Source organism: Myroides sp. N17-2, assembly GCF_002286775.1.
Classification (GTDB): domain Bacteria; phylum Bacteroidota; class Bacteroidia; order Flavobacteriales; family Flavobacteriaceae; genus Flavobacterium.
This window is the reverse complement of the sequence record NZ_NSGJ01000001.1, coordinates 132,132-151,412: the sequence shown is the minus strand read 5'-3', so window position 1 is coordinate 151,412 and position 19,281 is coordinate 132,132. Positions and strand designations below refer to the sequence as shown.

Below are 19,281 nucleotides of genomic sequence, written 5' to 3'. Positions count from 1 at the left end.
CTCCTTAAATCTGCAGATAACATTTAAACGAGAATGAATTATACAAAACAGAGCTAATTGAAGTTATGTAAAGTAGAATTTATTCGCAGTAAATGGTGGTTGTAGATTTAAGGTTAATGTATAATCAAAACAATAAGTCAAATGAGAAAGTTATTTATTTTAGTATGCAGTGTATTTAGCGTAGTGTGTTTCGGACAATCTAAATACGAGTTGGGAATGCAGAAAGCATTACAGCAATGGCAAAGTGGACAACCTAAGGAAGCAATCGCTATCTTAGATCGCATAGCGGTATCAGATCAGGAGAATTGGATACCTGTTTATTATAAAGTGTTTATAGAAGTGACAGGAGGGCTTAATAATCCTAAAGGTACAGATGTAGAAGATATCGTAGAACGCAATCGCCTATTGATAGAGCAGTGGTTAGAAAAAGGAGGAGCAGAATGGTATGTATTAAAAGGGATGAATGAAACGTTAGAGTTGATTACTGATCCAATGAGTAAGGGAATGACACAAAGTCCAATTATCAATAAGGCATATGAGACGGCAGTAGCATTAGATCCTACTAACCCAAGAGCAGTATATTCGTTAGCGAGTTTTCATCTGAATAGCGCTAAATTTATGAAAGTGGATGTAGCATACTATTGTACAATGGTAGAGAAGTCGATCACGTTATTTGATCAACAGAAGAGCGATGTGTCTTTCTATCCATCTTGAGGAAAAGATTGGGCTGTGAAATCATTGGAACAGTGTAAAGGGAAGTAATAAATATGTAAATTAGATACTTTAAATAAAAGCAATATGGTTGTTAATTGGCGTCGACATATAGTATTTGCCTTGAGTTTTGGGGTGCTTCTAAGTTTAGCAATATCTTATTTTTCCTTTCAGGATAAAGGGAGTTTTGTTGAGCTATTAAGTAACACTAAGTTTAAGAAGGCAGCATTCTTCTCATTTGTTCTATCTGTACTGATTTATTTAGCTAATTTCGCTACTAGTACGCTAGTTGGATATAGTATAGCTAGACGTGAAAAGAAGATAAATGCACAGCTGAGTAAGAAGGTTAAGAACATTGCTTTCTTTATAAATGGAATGGTGACTTCAGTATTATCCTATTACTTATTTTTAGCTGTGATGCTCAATCTCTTTTATGGGCTTTCTTACGCTGATTTTTACAAAGGAGACCATATGCGTTTTGGCAATTTTTTAGCCATTATATTGATTAGTGTTTTTGTATTGCTGATAGTATTTGTCTTTGCATACAATGATCAGATGAGATTGTTAGAGTTGAAAAATAAAGAAATTGAGATAGCGTTACAAAAAAGTCAGATAGCGAGTATGAAAGAGCAGTTGTCTCCACATTTTTTGTTTAATAATATGAACGTGCTGATTAGTACTATTCAGGAAGACCCTGTGAAGGCGGAACAATTCGCCCGATCATTCTCTAAGATATATCGCTATGTGTTAGAGAAGCTAGATTATACGTCGTGTGCGCTATCTGATGAGCTGAAGTTTATAGCAGACTATGTGTATTTATTGAATGTGAGATACGAGGATGCTATTGACTTTAGGATTGATGATGAGGTATTGAAATATGGAGATGTAGAAGTGCCAACATTGAGCTTGCAGATATTAATAGAGAATGTGGTAAAGCACAATACTATTCCGTCAGAGGGGAAGATTCGTGTAGAATTGAAAATAAGAGAGGAAGGACTAGTGCTGTGGAATGAGAAATGTGCTAAGCCTAAACAAGTAGATTCGTCAGGAGTAGGATTACAAAACTTGTCTAGAAGAAGTCAATTCTTGTTTCAACGAGACATTGTGATAACGGATTTAGAAGATAGCTTTAGTGTAGGAATTCCTATGCCGTTTATAAAGGAGAAGATATGAATATAGTTATAATAGAAGATGAGAAGCCTGCTGCGAGGTTATTGACACGAGAGTTAGAGAAGTTGGGTTTTACAGTACAGCATATACTCTATTCAGTGAGTGAGGCTATCCCTTGGTTTGTACAGCATGAGCAGCCTGATTTGATCTTTGCGGATATACAGTTGGCGGACGGATTGTCGTTAGAGATATTTGAGCAAGTGGACTTGAAGAGTGCCATTATCTTTGTGACTAGTTTTGATCATTATGCGATAAAGGCATTTAAGTTGAATAGTATAGATTACTTGCTTAAACCCATAGAGCCCTCAGAGCTGTTGGGCGCTATTAATAAGTATAAGGCTCAGCATAGTATTTCACCTTCGAAGGTACAGGAGTTGAGAGAAAGTATCGGCGGTACGAGTTATGCTAAACGCTTAATGATAAAAGTAGGGATGCAGATAAAGATGGTCTTGGTAGATGAGGTGGTGTGTTTCTATAGGGAAGACAGAGGAGTGTATATCTCAACAGTAGAAGGGAAGATTCATCTGTTAGAAGAAGGTTCTATAGAAGCAGCTATAAAGATGGTTAATCCTGAGAAGTTCTTCCGAGTGAATAGATCTCAAGTGGTGTGTATAGACTTTATCGAGCAGATCGTTCAGTTATCTACTTCTCGCTTGAAGCTGTCTATGAAGAATTATAAAGAGGAGGTAATAGTTAGTAGAGAACGGGTGAGTGAGTTTAAGAGTTGGTTAGCGGAGAATTGATGACAAGTAAAAAGGATAATAGTCGTCATATATTTATTTAGTAATTTGGCGAGAATAAATAATGTAGATTGTTAATGAACGAAGATAAAGAACAGATGTCTGAAGGTAGTTTAAAAGTATCTGCTCATACACATAATAGTTTAGGGGTATTAGGGACTTATATGAAGTTCGTCAGTTATGTGATGATGTTGCTTTCATTAGGTGGTGCTGTCTATGCATTATATTATCTGAAGTACAAGGTCGAACCGCCTATGTTTGATAGCCCCTCATTAGATGATAGAATAATGACAGAGGGTACTTGTGTAGTGATAATGATAGTGTGTTTAGTTGTCTTTCTGATAAATGTACACCTGATGAGTAGTAGTAAGAAAGTGAGAAAAGCTGTAGAGGTGGATAACTCACTGTTATTAGAGAGTGGTTTAATGTCAGTGAGTAGAAGTATGAGAATTATGGGGATGTTTATTCTATTGCTAGTATTGTCTTTTATAGGATGGATTGCCTATATATTAATTGCAATTGATTTACCTTAATTTGTTTAAAGAATAATGACAGAAGAATTTGTATTTACCCCGAAGTCACTATCATACTTGCGTAGCATAGGTAGGTGGGGAGCTTTTATAGCAGTGTGTAATTTGGCATTGAGTGTTTTGTTAGCAGTTGTGTTCGGAATGGCATATTCAGATAAGATGGTAGTCGTTTTCGTTTTAGCTATTTTATTCTTGATGCAGATGGTTTCTGTGATAGGGATGTTAAACTATAGCATCGGTTTAAAATCTGTTATTAGGGATAAAGACATTGAGAAGTTAGATAATGCGATAGCAGGATTTAAAGGCTATTTTAAGTATCTGCTGTTTACACTGTGTTTAGCGTCTTTGGCTTTAGGGATAGGATTATTAGTTATCGGATAGAAATATATGGAAGTTGACTGTTAGGTCAGCTTTTTTTATGCACCATTATTATAAGAAGTTAGAAAAGTAAGCTATATGTATTGTCTTTGGGATAATATGAGCTCTTAGTATTCGTGCATAATCCTTGAGGTGCTGTTGCTGATAACTGCTGTTTTGGGAGGGGAACCTCAAGGAATGGGCACTTGTTGGGCAGTTAACCGCAAGAACACTTACTTATGCATAGATTAAAAAAAACATTCTTTAGAGATATTGTTTGTGATATATCTGTTATATTTATAACTAATTAACTTAAATTACGTGTAAATATATGGATTTAGAGGGCGTTGTTAATAATAAGCTTGTTATAGTTCCTGTTGAGACTAGGAGTTATTTAAAGAAATCTAGTACATATGCGAAGTGGATAAGTATTATAGGATTCATTTTTTGTGGATTATTGATCTTGGTCGCTTTAGGGTTATTGTTAGGTTTGTCATATATGGAAAGTGTTATCCCTGGGTTTGGATTGCTCTGGATATTAGGTGGAGATAAGTTTATGTACTTTGGAGTTGGGATTTTGGTATTTGTGGGAATTATGATTTTATTATTGATCAAGGTTTTTAAGTTCTCGGCGCTAACTTCCTCTAGTCTTTTGAATGAAAATAATGAAGAACTTGAATTAGGGCTTAAGGAATTAAAGTCATATTTTGTTTTTATTGGAGCATTAGTTATCGTAGGAATAATTTCAGGATTAGGGTTGTTGGTATTTGCTATGAGCGTAATAGCAAGGATTTAGTTGTCAAGTTAATTGTTTTAAAAGAGTTATTATGGATTTAGAAAATAAGAAATTAGCTTTTACAGTTAATGCACAGCGTTACTTAAATACAATGGCGGGCTGGGGAATGTTTATTTCAGTGCTTGGACTTATAGGAGGATTTATGTCGATGGGGAGTATTGTAAGTGCATTTACTTTAAGTATTGTGTTTGGTATATTTAGTTTAGGTAATTTGTTTGTTCAGGTTTTATCAGCAGTTGGGTTATTCCTTTTCTCGTTAAAGATAAAGTCCGCACTAGGAGGAGATGATGCAGTAGGCATAAATGAGGCGTTTAAAGGGTTAATGCGTTACTTTCTATTTGCGTCGATATCTATATTGGTTAGTTTTAGTATGTTATTCGTTGTTCGTTACTTTGTAGAATTCAAGTTGTTTTGAAAAAAAGTTATTTTTTTGTTGCGATGAATTAAAAAAGTTTTACTTTTGCACCACTAATGAGAGGAGGTGTATGAAAACATGTTAATCATTCCAATTAAAGACGGAGAAAATATTGATAGAGCACTTAAGCGCTATAAAAGAAAATTTGACAGAACAGGAACTTTACGTCAGTTAAGATCTCGTCAGGCATTCCATAAACCGTCTGTAGTTAAAAGAGACAAGATGCAAAAAGCTGCATATGTACAACACTTAAGAGATGCAGTAGAAATCTAGTAAGTAGTGAACAAAATTTATAACCGTTGTAATAAAGTATTAACTTTGTTGCAACGGTTTTTTTTATGTCAGAAAATTTAGAAAAGTTTATCGAGTATTTACAGAAAGAACGCAATTATTCGGATAAGACTATAGGAGCTTATCAGAATGATATTGGCGATTTTGTTTCTTTCTTGGAACAGCTGTCTTTAGATTATTTAAAGGTGGGGTACGATGGTGTGCGGTTATGGATCGTGGAATTGTCAGAACAAGGGTTGACTAATCGTTCAATTAATAGAAAGACAAGTGCGCTTAGTTCATATTATAAGTTTTTGCTTAAGATAGGAGAGGTGGATACTAATCCTCTTTATTTACATCGATCTTTAAAAGTTGAAAAAAAGCTACAACTTCCATTTTCTATAAAAGAAATTGATACAGTTCGGGCGATGTTTGAGGGAAAAGACGATTTCGAATCATTAAGAGATTTGGTTATTGTTGAGATGTTGTATTGTCTTGGTTTGCGAAGAGCCGAATTAGTAGCTTTAGAGTTAGTGGATGTTGATTTTTACTTACATCAAGTAAAGATCTATGGAAAAGGTTCTAAGGAGCGTGTTGTACCTATGTTGGATAATTTGGAAGGTTTGTTGAAATTATATTTAGAGTCTAGAAGTAAGGTTGTGGGAAAGACAATGGAGGAGAGGGCTCTTTTAGTGAATATTTCGGGTAAGAAAATTGACGAAATGTTTGTATATCGTATAATAAATAGTTACTTTAGTAATGCAACAACGAAGGAGAAGAAAAGCCCTCATATGTTGCGTCACTCTTTTGCAACGCATCTCTTAGAAGGAGGGGCTGATATTAATTCGATAAAAGAATTAATGGGACATGAGAGCTTGTCAACTACACAAGGATATGCACAAATAAATCTGAGTGAGTTGAAGAAAGTTTATCAGAGTTCGCATCCGAGAGGAAAGAATAGTAAAAAATAACCTTTTAAAACCATTAATTATGAAAGTTAACATTCAAGCAATTAATTTTAATGTAGATCGTAAGTTGGTAGATTTTGCAAATGAACGTTTGTCTAAGATTGAGAAGTTCTATGATAAAATAGTTTCGGTAGATGTATTTTTTAAACTTGAGAATACGGCAGACAAAGAAAATAAAATTACAGAGATAAAATTATTGATTCCGGGAGACGAAATAATCGTTAAGAAGGTATGTAAAAGTTTTGAAGAAGGAGTTGATGCTGGAGCAGAAGCTGTGGAAAGATTAGTGGTAAAACATAAAGAGAAAATGAAAGCTCATTAATTTAAAAAAATAGGTAAATTGTTTTTTTTAATCAATAAAATATATACATTTGCAGTCCGTTAGAAATAGCGGACTTTTTCTATTGAGTGATTTTGCCGGTGTAGCTCAGCTGGCTAGAGCAGCTGATTTGTAATCAGCAGGTCGTGGGTTCGAGTCCCTCCACTGGCTCTAGGAAAAGTAAATCAAACAAAAGTTTGAGGGGAGATACTCAAGCGGCCAACGAGGACGGACTGTAAATCCGTTGGGTAACCTTCGCAGGTTCGAATCCTGCTCTCCCCACAGAAGTAAATAAGAGGCGCAAGCCGGTGTAGCTCAGGGGTAGAGTGCTTCCTTGGTAAGGAAGAGGTCACGGGTTCAAATCCCGTCATTGGCTCAGGTTTTTTTATTATATTTGAACACTAATTATATAACTAAGATTAAATTATTAAATCATGGCAAAGGAAACTTTTGACCGTTCGAAACCGCACTTAAACATCGGTACTATCGGACACGTTGACCACGGTAAAACGACTACTACTGCTGCTATCACTAAAGTATTAGCTGACGCAGGTTATTCTGAGGCTCGTTCATTTGATTCAATTGATAATGCTCCAGAAGAGAAAGAACGTGGTATTACTATTAATACTTCACACGTAGAGTACCAAACTAAAAATCGTCACTATGCTCACGTTGACTGTCCAGGTCACGCGGATTATGTGAAGAACATGGTGACTGGTGCTGCTCAAATGGATGGTGCTATCTTAGTAGTTGCTGCTACTGATGGACCAATGCCACAAACACGTGAGCACATCCTTTTAGGACGCCAAGTAGGTATTCCAAGAATGGTTGTATTCTTAAACAAAGTTGACTTAGTTGATGATGCTGAATTATTAGAGCTAGTTGAAATGGAAGTAAGAGATTTATTATCTTTCTACCAATATGACGGTGATAATGGACCAGTAGTTCAAGGTTCTGCTTTAGGAGCTTTAAACGGAGAGCCACAATGGGTTGACGCATTATTGAAATTAATGGATGAAGTTGATGCTTGGATCGAAGAGCCAGTACGTGACAACGAGAAACCATTCTTAATGCCAGTTGAAGATGTATTTACAATTACAGGACGTGGAACTGTTGCTACAGGACGTATCGAAACTGGAGTTGCTAATACAGGAGATGCTGTTGAAATCATCGGTATGGGAGCTGACAAATTAACTTCTACTGTAACAGGAGTTGAGATGTTCCGTAAAATCTTAGACCGTGGAGAAGCTGGAGATAACGTAGGTATTTTATTGAGAGGTATTGACAAAGCTGATATCCGTCGTGGTATGGTTATTTGTAAACCAGGTTCAGTAAAACCACACGCTAAATTCAAAGCTGAGGTTTATGTATTGAAAAAAGAAGAAGGTGGACGTCACACTCCATTCCATAACAACTACCGTCCACAGTTCTACGTACGTACAACTGACGTAACTGGAACTATCCAATTACCAGAAGGAGTAGAGATGGTTATGCCTGGAGATAACTTAACTATCAATGTTGAGTTGTTAAGCCCAATCGCATTATCATTAGGTCTACGTTTTGCTATCCGTGAAGGAGGTAGAACAGTAGGTGCTGGTCAGGTAACTGAAATTTTAGACTAATTATTTTAGGATAAATAAATCACTAAAGTCAGTGGTTTCGGCCACTGACTTTTATTAACAAACGGGTGTAGTTCAAGGGTAGAATAGCGGTCTCCAAAACCGTTGATGGGGGTTCGAATCCCTCCACCCGTGCAAAAACAATATTAACATGGCAAAGGTTTTTAATTACATATCAGATGCTTTCACAGAGTTAAAAAGTAATGTTACTTGGTCTCCGTGGTCAGAAGTTCAGCGATACACTATAATAGTTGCTATTTTTGCAATTTTGTTTTCTTTGGCAACGTGGGGTGTAGACACTGCGTTCGGAAGAGTTTTAGGGGTATTTTATAATTGGGCTACAGCATAGAGAAATAAAAAAGATATTATGGCTGATACAAGCGTCAAAAAATGGTATGTGGTTCGTGCGGTAAGTGGACAAGAGAATAAGGTTAAGAATTATATCGAAACTGAAATAGCTCGCTTAGGTTTATCAGATTACTTATCACAAGTATTAGTACCTACTGAAAAAGTGGTTACTGTAAAGGATGGCAAGAAGAAAACTACAGAACGTGTTTACTTCCCAGGTTATGTTATGATTGAAGCTAACTTAACAGGAGAAGTTCCTCATGCTATTAAATCGATAACAGGAGTTATTGGTTTCTTAGGAGGTGAAAGAGGTGGTGATCCACTTCCTTTACGTGAGTCTGAAGTAAACAGAATGTTAGGTAGAGTTGATGAATTAGCTGTTAAAGTTGAGGCAGGATTAATTCCTTATGAAGTAGGAGAGTCAGTTAAAGTTATCGACGGACCATTCAATGGATTCGATGGAACAATCGAAAACATTAATGAAGAAAAACGTAAACTTGAAGTAATGGTTAAGATTTTCGGAAGAAAAACACCATTAGAGTTAAGTTTTACACAAGTAGAAAAATTATAATGTTACAATAATCACATCTTTGCTTCCAATAGAGATGTGCCAAATTTTTTTAAGAAATGGCAAAAGAAATTAGTAAAGTAGTTAAACTACAAGTTAAGGGAGGTGCAGCGAATCCTTCGCCACCGGTTGGACCTGCTTTGGGGGCTGCTGGAGTTAATATCATGGAGTTCTGTAAGCAATTTAATGCTAGAACACAAGATAAACCCGGTAAAATTTTACCAGTACAAATTACTGTGTACAAAGACAAATCATTTGACTTTGTTGTTAAAACGCCACCTGCTGCTGTTCAATTATTAGAGGCTGCAAAAGTGAAATCTGGATCTGGTGAGCCTAATAGAAAAAAAGTAGCTAGCGTGACTTGGGAACAAGTTCGTGCTATCGCAGAAGACAAAATGCCTGATTTAAATGCATTTAGTATTGAAGCAGCTATGAGTATGATTGCAGGTACTGCAAGATCTATGGGAATTTCTGTAACTGGAACTGCTCCTTTTTAATTGTAAAAGAAAGAAGAAATGGCAAAATTAACAAAAAAGCAAAAAGAAGCTGCAGCTAAAATCGAGAAGAATAGATTATATTCTTTGAAAGATGCATCTGCATTGATTAAAGAAGTTGCTTCTGCAAAATTTGACGAATCAGTAGATATCGCAGTACGTTTAGGAGTAGATCCACGTAAAGCAAATCAAATGGTGCGTGGTGTAGTTACATTACCTCACGGAACAGGTAAAGATGTAAGAGTGTTAGCATTGGTTACTCCAGATAAAGAAGCTGAGGCTTTAGCTGCTGGTGCTGACTATGTAGGATTAGACGAGTACTTACAAAAGATCAAAGACGGTTGGACAGATGTTGATGTTATCATCACTATGCCTGCTGTTATGGGTAAATTAGGTCCTTTAGGTCGTATATTAGGACCAAGAGGTTTAATGCCAAACCCTAAAACAGGAACTGTTACTATGGACGTAGCGAAAGCTGTTCAAGAAGTGAAAGCTGGTAAAATCGATTTTAAAGTTGATAAAACTGGTATTGTTCACGCATCAATCGGTAAAGTTTCTTTCGAAGCTGATAAAATTACTGAGAATGCAGCTGAATTAATCCAAACATTAATCAAATTAAAACCAACTGCAGCTAAAGGTACGTATATCAAGTCTATTAATATATCTAGTACTATGAGCCCTGCTATTGCTTTAGATCCTAAAGCAGTATAATTGGTAAATTAATAATTATTCGTATGACTAGAGAACAGAAAGCAGTAGCGATAGAAGATTTAAAAGCTAAGTTAGCTGACGCTAATATCTTCTATATCGCAGATATATCAGGATTGAATGCTGAAGTTACTTCAAACTTAAGAAGAGCTTGTAACAAAGCTGGAATTAAAATTGAGGTAGTTAAAAATACATTGCTAAGTAAAGCAATGGAAGCTTCAGATAAAAATTACGAAGAGTTACCTTCTACTTTAAAAGGAAATAGTGCTATCTTATTTGCAGATGTTGCAAATGGACCTGCTAAAATTATCAAAGATTTTAGAAAGAAATCAACGATTCCAGCTTTGAAAGGAGCTTACATCAATGAAGAAATCTATGTTGGAGATGAGAATTTAGATGCATTAGTTGCTCTTAAATCTAAAGAAGAAGTTATTGGAGAAATCATTGGATTACTTCAATCACCAGCTCAAAGAGTTATTTCAGCTCTTAAAAACCAATTTAAAGACGAAGAATAGTCTACGACTAGATCTAGTTTTTTAAGTTCATTAGAACGCACATTAATAAATTATATTTTTACAAATCATTAAAAGATAGAAAAATGGCAGATTTGAAACAATTCGCAGAACAATTAGTTAACTTAACAGTTAAAGAAGTTAACGAATTAGCAACTATATTAAAAGATGAGTACGGAATCGAACCAGCTGCTGCTGCTGTAGTAGTTGCAGGTGGAGCTGCTGAGGCTGCTGAAGAGCAAACTGAATTCACAGTTGTATTAAAAGAAGCTGGAGCTTCTAAATTAGCTGTAGTTAAAGCTGTTAAAGAATTAACAGGTTTAGGATTAAAAGAAGCTAAAGATATCGTAGATTCTACACCAGCTAACATCAAAGAAGGAGTTTCTAAAGATGAGGCTGAAGGTCTTAAAAAATCATTAGAAGAAGCTGGAGCTGTAGTAGAGCTTAAATAGTTTTTTTCTAAAAAATATTTTAGGTTTAGGTCTTGGGAGCTTCCCAAAGGCCTAAACCATTTTGCGTATAAAGAGATTTATAAGTAAAATACAATTCAAATTCTAATCAAAATTTTTTGTCCATTGATGATTACAAATCAGACTGAAAGATTAAATTTTGCCTCTACAAAGAATATACCTGCTTATCCAGATTTTCTAGATATCCAGGTTAAGTCTTTTAAAGATTTCTTTCAATTAGAAACGAAATCAGAAGAGAGAGGTAAGGAAGGTTTATACAATACCTTCATGGAGAACTTCCCGATTACTGATACAAGAAACCAGTTCGTGTTGGAGTTCCTTGATTATTTTGTTGATCCTCCTCGTTATTCAATCGAAGAATGTATTGATAGAGGACTAACATATAGTGTTCCGCTTAAAGCGCGTTTGAAATTGTACTGTACTGATCCAGAACATGAGGATTTTGAAACTATCGTTCAAGATGTTTATTTAGGGACAATTCCGTACATGGCGCCAAGTGGTACATTCGTAATCAATGGAGCTGAGCGTGTAGTAGTTTCACAACTACACCGTTCACCAGGTGTTTTCTTTGGACAGTCATTCCATGCAAATGGAACTAAGTTATATTCGGCGAGAGTAATTCCTTTTAAGGGATCATGGATTGAGTTTGCTACCGATATTAATAGCGTAATGTATGCTTATATCGATAGAAAGAAAAAGTTACCTGTTACAACATTATTCCGTGCTATAGGATTCGAAAGAGACAAGGATATCCTAGAGATTTTCGACCTAGCAGAGGAAGTTAAAGTATCGAAAACAGGACTAAAAAAATATAACGGAAGACGTCTTGCTGCACGTGTATTAAACACTTGGCATGAAGATTTCGTAGATGAGGATACAGGAGAAGTTGTTTCAATTGAGAGAAATGAGATTATCTTAGACCGTGATACAGTCCTAGATAAAGATAATATCGAAGAAATCATTGAGGCTAACGTTAAAACTATCCTTTTACATAAAGAAGATAATAATCAGGCAGATTATGCCATCATACATAATACGTTACAGAAGGATCCTACTAACTCTGAAAAAGAGGCAGTAGAGCACATCTACCGTCAGTTGCGTAATGCAGAACCGCCAGATGAGGAAACTGCACGTGGTATTATAGATAAATTGTTCTTCTCTGATCAACGTTACAATCTAGGTGAAGTTGGTCGTTATAGAATGAACAAGAAACTTAATCTTGATACTCCAATTGACAAACAAGTTTTAACAAAAGAGGATATTATCACTATTGTTAAATACTTGATTGAATTAATTAACTCTAAGGCAGAGATTGATGATATTGACCACTTATCTAACCGTCGTGTTAGAACAGTAGGAGAGCAATTATCAGCTCAGTTCGGTGTTGGTTTAGCACGTATGGCTAGAACAATTCGTGAGCGTATGAATGTACGTGATAACGAGGTGTTCACACCAATCGACTTGATTAACGCTAAGACTTTATCGTCGGTAATTAATTCATTCTTTGGTACGAACCAGTTATCTCAGTTCATGGATCAAACCAATCCATTAGCAGAGATTACACACAAACGCCGTTTATCAGCTTTAGGACCTGGAGGTTTATCTAGAGAGAGAGCAGGTTTCGAGGTACGTGACGTTCACTATACTCACTACGGACGTTTATGTCCTATTGAGACACCAGAGGGACCAAACATTGGTTTGATTTCATCTTTAGCTGTTTATGCTAAAGTAAATAATATGGGATTCATTGAGACACCTTACCGTCCAGTTGTTGATGGTCAAGTGGATATCGTGAATGCACCAGTTTATTTAAGTGCTGAAGAAGAAGAAGGGATGTTAATCGCTCAAGCGAACATTGCTGTTGATGAAAAAGGATTCATCACTGAACAAAAAATAGTTGTTAAAGAGGAAGGGGATTTCCCAGTAGTTGAACCGAAAGATATTCACTTTACTGACGTTGCTCCTAACCAGATTGCATCTATTTCAGCTTCTTTGATTCCTTTCTTAGAGCATGATGATGCCAACCGTGCATTGATGGGATCTAACATGATGCGTCAAGCGGTTCCATTATTACGTCCTGAATCTCCTATCGTAGGTACAGGATTAGAAAGACAAGTTGCTTCTGATTCACGTGTTTTAATTAACGCAGAAGGAGAAGGAACAGTTGAGTATGTTGATGCTCAGAAGATCATCATTAAGTATGATCGTACTGATGAAGAGCGTTTAATTAGCTTTGATCCAGATGAGAAATCATACAACTTGATTAAGTTTAGAAAAACTAACCAAAGTACAAGTATCAACTTGAAGCCTATCGTTCGTAGAGGAGATAGAGTAACAAAAGGTCAAGTACTTTGTGAAGGATATGCTACTCAACAAGGAGAGTTAGCTCTTGGACGTAATATGAAAGTGGCGTTTATGCCATGGAAAGGTTACAACTTCGAGGATGCTATCGTTATTTGTGAAAGAGTGGTACGTGAAGATATCTTTACATCTATCCATATTGATGACTATACTTTAGAGGTAAGAGATACTAAATTAGGTAACGAAGAGTTAACTAATGATATCCCTAACGTATCTGAAGAAGCAACAAAAGATTTAGATGAGAACGGTATGATCCGCATTGGTGCTGAAGTTAAGCCTGGTGATATTCTTATTGGTAAGATCACTCCTAAAGGAGAGTCTGATCCTACTCCAGAAGAGAAGTTACTACGTGCAATCTTTGGTGATAAAGCAGGAGACGTTAAAGATGCTTCATTAAAAGCTTCACCATCATTAAGAGGTGTTGTATTAGATAAGAAATTGTTCGCAAGAGCAGTGAAAGATAAACGTAAACGTTCTAAAGATAAAGACGAATTGGCTTTATTAGAAACAAGATTTGAAGTTAAATTCAATGAGTTAAAAGAGCGTTTAGTTGAAAAATTATTCTTCATCGTGAATGGTAAAACATCTCAAGGTGTATTGAATGATTTAGGAGAAGAGATTTTACCAAAAGGTAAGAAATTTACTCAAAAAATGTTATTTGCTGTAGAAGACTTCGCACACTTAACTAAAGGACAGTGGACAACTGATGAGGATACAAACGGTATGATTACTGATTTAATCCACAACTATAAAATCAAGTTAAACGATCTTCAAGGAGTTCTAAGAAGAGAGAAATTCATGATTACTGTAGGGGATGAGTTGCCTTCTGGAATTTTGAAATTAGCGAAAGTTTATATTGCTAAAAAACGTAAATTACGTGTAGGAGATAAGATGGCTGGACGTCACGGTAATAAAGGTATTGTAGCTCGTATCGTAAGAGATGAGGATATGCCTTTCTTAGAGGATGGAACACCAGTAGATATCGTATTGAACCCATTAGGGGTACCTTCTCGTATGAACATTGGACAGATTTATGAAACAGTATTAGGATGGGCAGGTCAAAAACTTGGAAGAAAGTATGCGACTCCAATCTTCGATGGTGCTGAATTAGATCAGATCAATGCGCTTACAGATGAGGCAGGTATACCACGTTTCGGACACACTTACTTATATGATGGAGGTACAGGGGAAAGATTCCACCAACGTGCAACAGTTGGAGTTATCTATATGCTGAAACTTGGTCACATGGTAGATGATAAGATGCACGCACGTTCTATAGGACCATACTCATTAATCACGCAACAACCATTAGGAGGTAAAGCTCAGTTCGGTGGTCAACGTTTCGGAGAGATGGAGGTTTGGGCATTAGAGGCATATGGAGCATCTAGTACATTACGTGAGATCTTGACGGTAAAATCAGATGACGTTATAGGTAGAGCTAAAACTTACGAAGCAATCGTTAAAGGAGAAACTATGCCAGAACCAGGATTACCTGAATCATTCAATGTATTAATGCATGAATTGAAAGGTCTTGGACTAGACATCAGATTAGAAGAATAAACTAAGGTTATAGAGTAAGCTGGTAAAACAGCTTACTCTTTATCATACACTTTAACAAGTAAGTTTACCATGAATAAAAATAAAGAGAAAAGTACCGTAAAAAGGTTTAATAAAATCTCAATCGGTTTAGCTTCACCTGAATCTATTCTTGCAGAAAGTAGAGGGGAAGTTTTAAAACCAGAAACAATCAACTATCGTACTCATAAACCAGAACGTGATGGTCTTTTCTGTGAGCGTATTTTCGGACCTGTAAAAGATTACGAATGTGCTTGTGGTAAGTATAAGAGAATCCGTTATAAAGGTATCGTTTGCGACCGTTGTGGTGTTGAAGTTACTGAGAAGAAAGTACGTAGAGATAGAGTAGGTCACATCAATTTAGTTGTGCCAATCGCTCATATCTGGTATTTCCGTTCTTTACCAAACAAAATAGGTTATATCCTAGGACTTCCTTCTAAGAAGTTAGATATGATCATATACTATGAACGTTATGTAGTAATCCAAGCTGGTATTGCTAAGAATGTTGATGGTGAATCAATCAATAGATTAGATTTCTTAACTGAAGAAGAGTACTTGAATATCTGTGATACTCTTCCAATGGAAAACCAATATTTAGATGATACAGATCCAAATAAATTCATCGCTAAGATGGGTGCGGAGTGTATTATGGACTTATTAGCTACAACTGATTTAGATCAATTGTCGTATACTTTACGTCACGCAGCTAATAATGAAACATCTAAACAAAGAAAAACTGAGGCGTTAAAACGTCTTCAAGTAGTTGAGTCTTTCCGTGATTCTAATTTGAATCGTGAGAATAGACCTGAGTGGATGATATTGAAAGTTATTCCAGTTATTCCACCAGAATTACGTCCATTAGTTCCACTAGATGGAGGTCGTTTCGCTACATCTGATTTAAATGACTTATACCGTCGTGTGATCATCAGAAACAACCGTTTAAAACGTTTAATGGAGATCAAAGCTCCTGAAGTAATCTTACGTAATGAGAAACGTATGCTTCAAGAAGCTGTAGATTCACTATTCGATAACACTAGAAAATCTTCTGCTGTTAAGACTGAATCTAACCGTCCATTAAAATCACTTTCTGATTCATTAAAAGGTAAACAAGGTCGTTTCCGTCAAAACTTACTTGGTAAACGTGTTGACTATTCAGCTCGTTCAGTAATTGTTGTTGGACCAGAATTAAAATTATTCGAATGTGGATTGCCAAAAGATATGGCAGCTGAGCTTTACAAACCGTTCGTTATACGTAAGTTAATCGAAAGAGGTATCGTTAAGACAGTTAAGTCTGCTAAGAAAATTATAGATAAAAAAGAACCAGTTGTTTGGGATATTTTAGAAAACGTAATTAAAGGACACCCAGTTTTATTAAACCGTGCTCCTACGTTACACAGATTGGGTATTCAAGCGTTCCAACCTAAGTTAATCGAGGGTAAAGCGATTCAATTACACCCATTAGTGTGTACGGCTTTCAACGCCGATTTCGATGGTGACCAGATGGCAGTTCACTTACCTCTTGGACCAGAGGCAATCTTAGAGTCTCAACTATTAATGTTGGCTTCTCACAACATCTTGAACCCTGCTAATGGTGCTCCTATTACGGTACCATCTCAGGATATGGTTCTTGGTTTATATTACATGACTAAGTCACGTAAATCTACTCCAGAAGAAATCATTAAAGGTGAAGGATTGACTTTCTATTCTGTAGAGGAAGTACATATTGCAATTAATGAAGGTAAATTAGATCTTAACGCTAACGTTAGAGTTAGAGCTAAAGATTATAATGCTGAAGGTGAATTAGTATATCAAATTATTGAAACTTCTGCAGGTAGAATTTTATTTAATGAAGTAGTACCTGAAGTAGCTGGATATATAAATGAGGTATTAACTAAGAAGTCTTTAAGAGATATCATCGGTCGTATTTTAAGTATTACTGATGTACCTACTACAGCTGCTTTCTTAGATGATATCAAAAACATGGGATATGGATACGCGTTCCGCGGAGGATTATCTTTCAGTTTAGGTGATATTATGATTCCTGAGCGTAAACAAGAGTTGATTGATGATGCTAACCAACAAGTAGATCATATTACTATGAACTATAACATGGGACTTATCACAAACAACGAACGTTACAACCAGGTAATTGATGTTTGGACATCTACTAATGCTATGTTGACTGAGTTAGCGATGAAGAATATCCGTGAGGATAAACAAGGATTCAACTCAGTATATATGATGCTTGATTCTGGAGCCCGTGGTTCTAAGGAGCAAATTCGTCAGTTAACAGGTATGCGTGGTTTGATGGCTAAGCCTAAAAAATCAACTGCAGGTGGTGGTGAGATTATTGAGAATCCAATTCTTTCTAACTTTAAAGAAGGTCTTTCGATTTTAGAGTATTTCATTTCTACTCACGGTGCTCGTAAAGGTCTTGCCGATACAGCATTAAAAACAGCCGATGCTGGTTACTTAACTCGTCGTCTACACGATGTTGCACAGGATGTAATTGTTAATTCAGTTGACTGTGGTACATTAAGAGGTATCGATGTTAAGCCACTTAAAAAGAATGAGGAAGTTATCGAATCACTAGGAGAAAGAGTTTTAGGACGTGTTGCTCTTAATGATGTAGTTAATCCTTTAAATTCTGAAGTATTAGTTGGTGCAGGTGAAGAAGTTACTGAGGCAATTGCTAGAGCTATTAACGCTTCTCCAATAGAATCTATTGAAGTGCGTTCTCCATTAACTTGTGAGGCTAAAGTTGGTATCTGTGCTAAATGTTACGGACGTAACTTAGCTACTGCTAGAATGGTTCAAAAAGGTGAAGCTGTTGGTGTTATTGCTGCTCAATCTATTGGGGAGCCTGGTACACAGTTAACATTGAGAACGTTCCACGTAGGGGGTACTGCAGGTAACATCTCTGAAACATCTAGTGTAAGTTCTAAATTTGCAGGTCGTTTAGAAATAGAAGACTTAAAAACTGTAAAAGGTGAAGATAATGAAGGAAAAGCAATTGATATTGTTATCTCTCGTTCTACAGAAGCTAAATTATATGATGCTAACACAGGAATTCTATTAACAACAAATAATATTCCTTACGGATCTACTATTTTTGCTAATGACGGTGATGTAGTTGAAGAGGGTAAAATATTATTCAAATGGGATCCATATAATGGTGTAATTGTTTCTGAGTTTACTGGTAAAGTTGCTTATGAAGATATCGAACAAGGACAAACGTTCATGGTTGAAATCGATGAGCAAACAGGATTCCAAGAAAAAGTTATTACTGAATCAAGAAATAAAAAGTTAATTCCTACTTTATTAATTTATGGTAAAGATGGTGAGTTAATTCGTTCATACAACTTGCCAGTAGGTTCTCACTTAATGGTTAATGATGGAGATAAAATTAAAGCTGGTAAAGTTTTAGTTAAGATTCCTCGTCATACATCTAAAGCAGGGGATATTACAGGAGGTCTTCCTAGAATTACTGAGTTATTAGAAGCTCGTAATCCTTCGAACCCAGCTGTAGTTTCTGAAATTGATGGTGTTGTTTCGTTCGGTAAGATTAAGAGAGGTAACAGAGAGATTGTAGTTGAATCTAAAACGGGAGATATTAGAAAGTATTTAGTTAAGCTTTCTAACCAAATCTTAGTTCAAGAGAATGACTACGTGAAAGCTGGTTTACCACTTTCTGATGGAGCTATTACTCCTGACGATATTTTAAGAATCCAAGGACCATCTGCTGTTCAACAGTATTTAGTTAATGAGATTCAAGAAGTATACCGTCTACAGGGGGTTAAGATTAGTGATAAACACTTTGAGGTAGTTATCCGTCAAATGATGCGTAAAGTTAGAATCCAAGATCCAGGTGATACTTTATTCTTAGAAGATCAATTAGCTCACGCAGCTGACTTTATCTATGAGAATGATAGATTATATGGAATGAAGGTTGTAGTTGATGCTGGTGAATCTGATAATTTGAAAGAAGGACAGATTGTTACTATGCGTGAACTACGTGACGAGAACTCTTTACTTAAACGTGAGGATAAAAACTTAGTAGTTAGTCGTGATGTTATGCCTGCTACTGGTACTCCTGTGTTACAAGGTATTACTCGTGCATCGTTACAAACTAAATCATTCATCTCTGCAGCATCTTTCCAGGAAACTACGAAAGTGTTAAACGAAGCAGCTGTTGCAGGTAAAGTTGATGGTTTAAACGGATTAAAAGAAAACGTTATTGTAGGTCATAGAATCCCAGCTGGTACTGGTATGAGAGAATACGAAGAGATTCTTGTTAGTACTTCTGATGATGAAGGATTTGCATCTAAAGAAAATGATTTAAATTTCTAA

General features: G+C 36.1%; 19 protein-coding genes and 4 tRNA genes. All 23 read left to right on the top strand.

From position 1 onward, the window contains the following. Window positions 1-141: 141 nt before the first annotated feature. The 23 genes from CF599_RS00760 (at window position 142) to rpoC (ending at window position 19,281) form a co-directional block, all read left to right on the top strand. Window positions 142-714, top strand: coding sequence for a tetratricopeptide repeat protein (locus tag CF599_RS00760; protein ID WP_121964135.1), 573 nt, complete (start codon window positions 142-144; stop codon window positions 712-714). Between the two features lie 84 nt (window positions 715-798). Next, entirely contained in the window at window positions 799-1,884 is a 1,086-nt protein-coding gene (locus CF599_RS00755; RefSeq protein ID WP_121964134.1) for a sensor histidine kinase, read from the top strand. Beyond that, on the top strand, window positions 1,881-2,624 hold the full coding sequence (locus CF599_RS00750; RefSeq protein ID WP_121964133.1) for a LytTR family DNA-binding domain-containing protein: 744 nt from the start codon (window positions 1,881-1,883) through the stop codon (window positions 2,622-2,624). The genes CF599_RS00755 and CF599_RS00750 overlap by 4 nt, the downstream gene beginning before the upstream one ends. 74 nt (window positions 2,625-2,698) lie before the next feature. Continuing rightward, a complete protein-coding gene (locus CF599_RS00745; RefSeq protein ID WP_121964132.1) occupies window positions 2,699-3,154 on the top strand; it encodes a hypothetical protein in 456 nt (151 codons plus the stop codon). Between the two features lie 15 nt (window positions 3,155-3,169). Next, window positions 3,170-3,532, top strand: a complete 363-nt coding sequence (locus tag CF599_RS00740; protein ID WP_121964131.1) for a hypothetical protein — start codon at window positions 3,170-3,172, stop codon at window positions 3,530-3,532. Window positions 3,533-3,839: 307 nt separating this feature from the next. Beyond that, window positions 3,840-4,304 (top strand): hypothetical protein, encoded by a 465-nt coding sequence (locus CF599_RS00735; RefSeq protein ID WP_121964130.1) that lies wholly within the window; start codon window positions 3,840-3,842, stop codon window positions 4,302-4,304. Window positions 4,305-4,335: 31 nt separating this feature from the next. Further along, window positions 4,336-4,719, top strand: a complete 384-nt coding sequence (locus tag CF599_RS00730) for a hypothetical protein (protein ID WP_121964129.1) — start codon at window positions 4,336-4,338, stop codon at window positions 4,717-4,719. A gap of 78 nt (window positions 4,720-4,797) precedes the next feature. Beyond that, on the top strand, window positions 4,798-4,992 hold the full coding sequence (rpsU, locus tag CF599_RS00725) for a 30S ribosomal protein S21 (RefSeq protein WP_121964128.1): 195 nt from the start codon (window positions 4,798-4,800) through the stop codon (window positions 4,990-4,992). A 65-nt stretch (window positions 4,993-5,057) separates the two neighbouring features. Next, complete coding sequence (locus CF599_RS00720; RefSeq protein ID WP_121964127.1) at window positions 5,058-5,960, top strand: tyrosine-type recombinase/integrase; 903 nt, start codon at window positions 5,058-5,060, stop codon at window positions 5,958-5,960. 19 nt (window positions 5,961-5,979) lie between these two features. After that, on the top strand, window positions 5,980-6,279 hold the full coding sequence (hpf, locus tag CF599_RS00715) for a ribosome hibernation-promoting factor, HPF/YfiA family (RefSeq protein ID WP_121964126.1): 300 nt from the start codon (window positions 5,980-5,982) through the stop codon (window positions 6,277-6,279). 94 nt (window positions 6,280-6,373) lie between these two features. Further along, window positions 6,374-6,447: transfer RNA gene (locus CF599_RS00710), tRNA-Thr, on the top strand. A gap of 30 nt (window positions 6,448-6,477) precedes the next feature. Beyond that, window positions 6,478-6,558 (top strand) — tRNA-Tyr (locus CF599_RS00705). Window positions 6,559-6,580: 22 nt separating this feature from the next. Further along, a tRNA-Thr gene (locus CF599_RS00700) sits at window positions 6,581-6,652 on the top strand. A 58-nt stretch (window positions 6,653-6,710) separates the two neighbouring features. Further along, on the top strand, window positions 6,711-7,898 hold the full coding sequence (gene tuf, locus CF599_RS00695) for an elongation factor Tu (protein ID WP_121964125.1): 1,188 nt from the start codon (window positions 6,711-6,713) through the stop codon (window positions 7,896-7,898). A 61-nt stretch (window positions 7,899-7,959) separates the two neighbouring features. Then, window positions 7,960-8,030 (top strand) — tRNA-Trp (locus CF599_RS00690). 16 nt (window positions 8,031-8,046) lie between these two features. Further along, window positions 8,047-8,244, top strand: a complete 198-nt coding sequence (secE, locus tag CF599_RS00685) for a preprotein translocase subunit SecE (RefSeq protein WP_006259595.1) — start codon at window positions 8,047-8,049, stop codon at window positions 8,242-8,244. Window positions 8,245-8,262: 18 nt separating this feature from the next. Beyond that, window positions 8,263-8,814, top strand: coding sequence for a transcription termination/antitermination protein NusG (gene nusG / locus CF599_RS00680; protein WP_121964124.1), 552 nt, complete (start codon window positions 8,263-8,265; stop codon window positions 8,812-8,814). 56 nt (window positions 8,815-8,870) lie between these two features. Further along, a complete protein-coding gene (gene rplK / locus CF599_RS00675; protein ID WP_121964123.1) occupies window positions 8,871-9,308 on the top strand; it encodes a 50S ribosomal protein L11 in 438 nt (145 codons plus the stop codon). A gap of 18 nt (window positions 9,309-9,326) precedes the next feature. Then, window positions 9,327-10,016, top strand: coding sequence for a 50S ribosomal protein L1 (gene rplA, locus CF599_RS00670; RefSeq protein ID WP_121964122.1), 690 nt, complete (start codon window positions 9,327-9,329; stop codon window positions 10,014-10,016). A gap of 23 nt (window positions 10,017-10,039) precedes the next feature. Continuing rightward, window positions 10,040-10,528 (top strand): 50S ribosomal protein L10, encoded by a 489-nt coding sequence (gene rplJ / locus CF599_RS00665; RefSeq protein ID WP_121964121.1) that lies wholly within the window; start codon window positions 10,040-10,042, stop codon window positions 10,526-10,528. Window positions 10,529-10,611: 83 nt separating this feature from the next. Next, a complete protein-coding gene (rplL, locus tag CF599_RS00660) occupies window positions 10,612-10,977 on the top strand; it encodes a 50S ribosomal protein L7/L12 (RefSeq protein ID WP_121964120.1) in 366 nt (121 codons plus the stop codon). A gap of 126 nt (window positions 10,978-11,103) precedes the next feature. Then, complete coding sequence (gene rpoB, locus CF599_RS00655) at window positions 11,104-14,916, top strand: DNA-directed RNA polymerase subunit beta (protein WP_121964119.1); 3,813 nt, start codon at window positions 11,104-11,106, stop codon at window positions 14,914-14,916. A 69-nt stretch (window positions 14,917-14,985) separates the two neighbouring features. Beyond that, a complete protein-coding gene (gene rpoC, locus CF599_RS00650; protein ID WP_121964118.1) occupies window positions 14,986-19,281 on the top strand; it encodes a DNA-directed RNA polymerase subunit beta' in 4,296 nt (1,431 codons plus the stop codon).

Coding starts and splice junctions, on each gene's coding strand:
- rpoB (WP_121964119.1), top strand. CDS start 11,104: ATGATTACAAATCAGACTGAAAGATTAAATTTTGCCTCTACAAAGAAT.
- rpsU (WP_121964128.1), top strand. CDS start 4,798: ATGTTAATCATTCCAATTAAAGACGGAGAAAATATTGATAGAGCACTT.
- CF599_RS00745 (WP_121964132.1), top strand. CDS start 2,699: ATGAACGAAGATAAAGAACAGATGTCTGAAGGTAGTTTAAAAGTATCT.
- rpoC (WP_121964118.1), top strand. CDS start 14,986: ATGAATAAAAATAAAGAGAAAAGTACCGTAAAAAGGTTTAATAAAATC.
- rplK (WP_121964123.1), top strand. CDS start 8,871: ATGGCAAAAGAAATTAGTAAAGTAGTTAAACTACAAGTTAAGGGAGGT.
- secE (WP_006259595.1), top strand. CDS start 8,047: ATGGCAAAGGTTTTTAATTACATATCAGATGCTTTCACAGAGTTAAAA.
- CF599_RS00760 (WP_121964135.1), top strand. CDS start 142: ATGAGAAAGTTATTTATTTTAGTATGCAGTGTATTTAGCGTAGTGTGT.
- CF599_RS00730 (WP_121964129.1), top strand. CDS start 4,336: ATGGATTTAGAAAATAAGAAATTAGCTTTTACAGTTAATGCACAGCGT.
- nusG (WP_121964124.1), top strand. CDS start 8,263: ATGGCTGATACAAGCGTCAAAAAATGGTATGTGGTTCGTGCGGTAAGT.
- hpf (WP_121964126.1), top strand. CDS start 5,980: ATGAAAGTTAACATTCAAGCAATTAATTTTAATGTAGATCGTAAGTTG.
- rplL (WP_121964120.1), top strand. CDS start 10,612: ATGGCAGATTTGAAACAATTCGCAGAACAATTAGTTAACTTAACAGTT.
- CF599_RS00720 (WP_121964127.1), top strand. CDS start 5,058: ATGTCAGAAAATTTAGAAAAGTTTATCGAGTATTTACAGAAAGAACGC.
- CF599_RS00750 (WP_121964133.1), top strand. CDS start 1,881: ATGAATATAGTTATAATAGAAGATGAGAAGCCTGCTGCGAGGTTATTG.
- rplA (WP_121964122.1), top strand. CDS start 9,327: ATGGCAAAATTAACAAAAAAGCAAAAAGAAGCTGCAGCTAAAATCGAG.
- CF599_RS00740 (WP_121964131.1), top strand. CDS start 3,170: ATGACAGAAGAATTTGTATTTACCCCGAAGTCACTATCATACTTGCGT.
- tuf (WP_121964125.1), top strand. CDS start 6,711: ATGGCAAAGGAAACTTTTGACCGTTCGAAACCGCACTTAAACATCGGT.
- rplJ (WP_121964121.1), top strand. CDS start 10,040: ATGACTAGAGAACAGAAAGCAGTAGCGATAGAAGATTTAAAAGCTAAG.
- CF599_RS00755 (WP_121964134.1), top strand. CDS start 799: ATGGTTGTTAATTGGCGTCGACATATAGTATTTGCCTTGAGTTTTGGG.
- CF599_RS00735 (WP_121964130.1), top strand. CDS start 3,840: ATGGATTTAGAGGGCGTTGTTAATAATAAGCTTGTTATAGTTCCTGTT.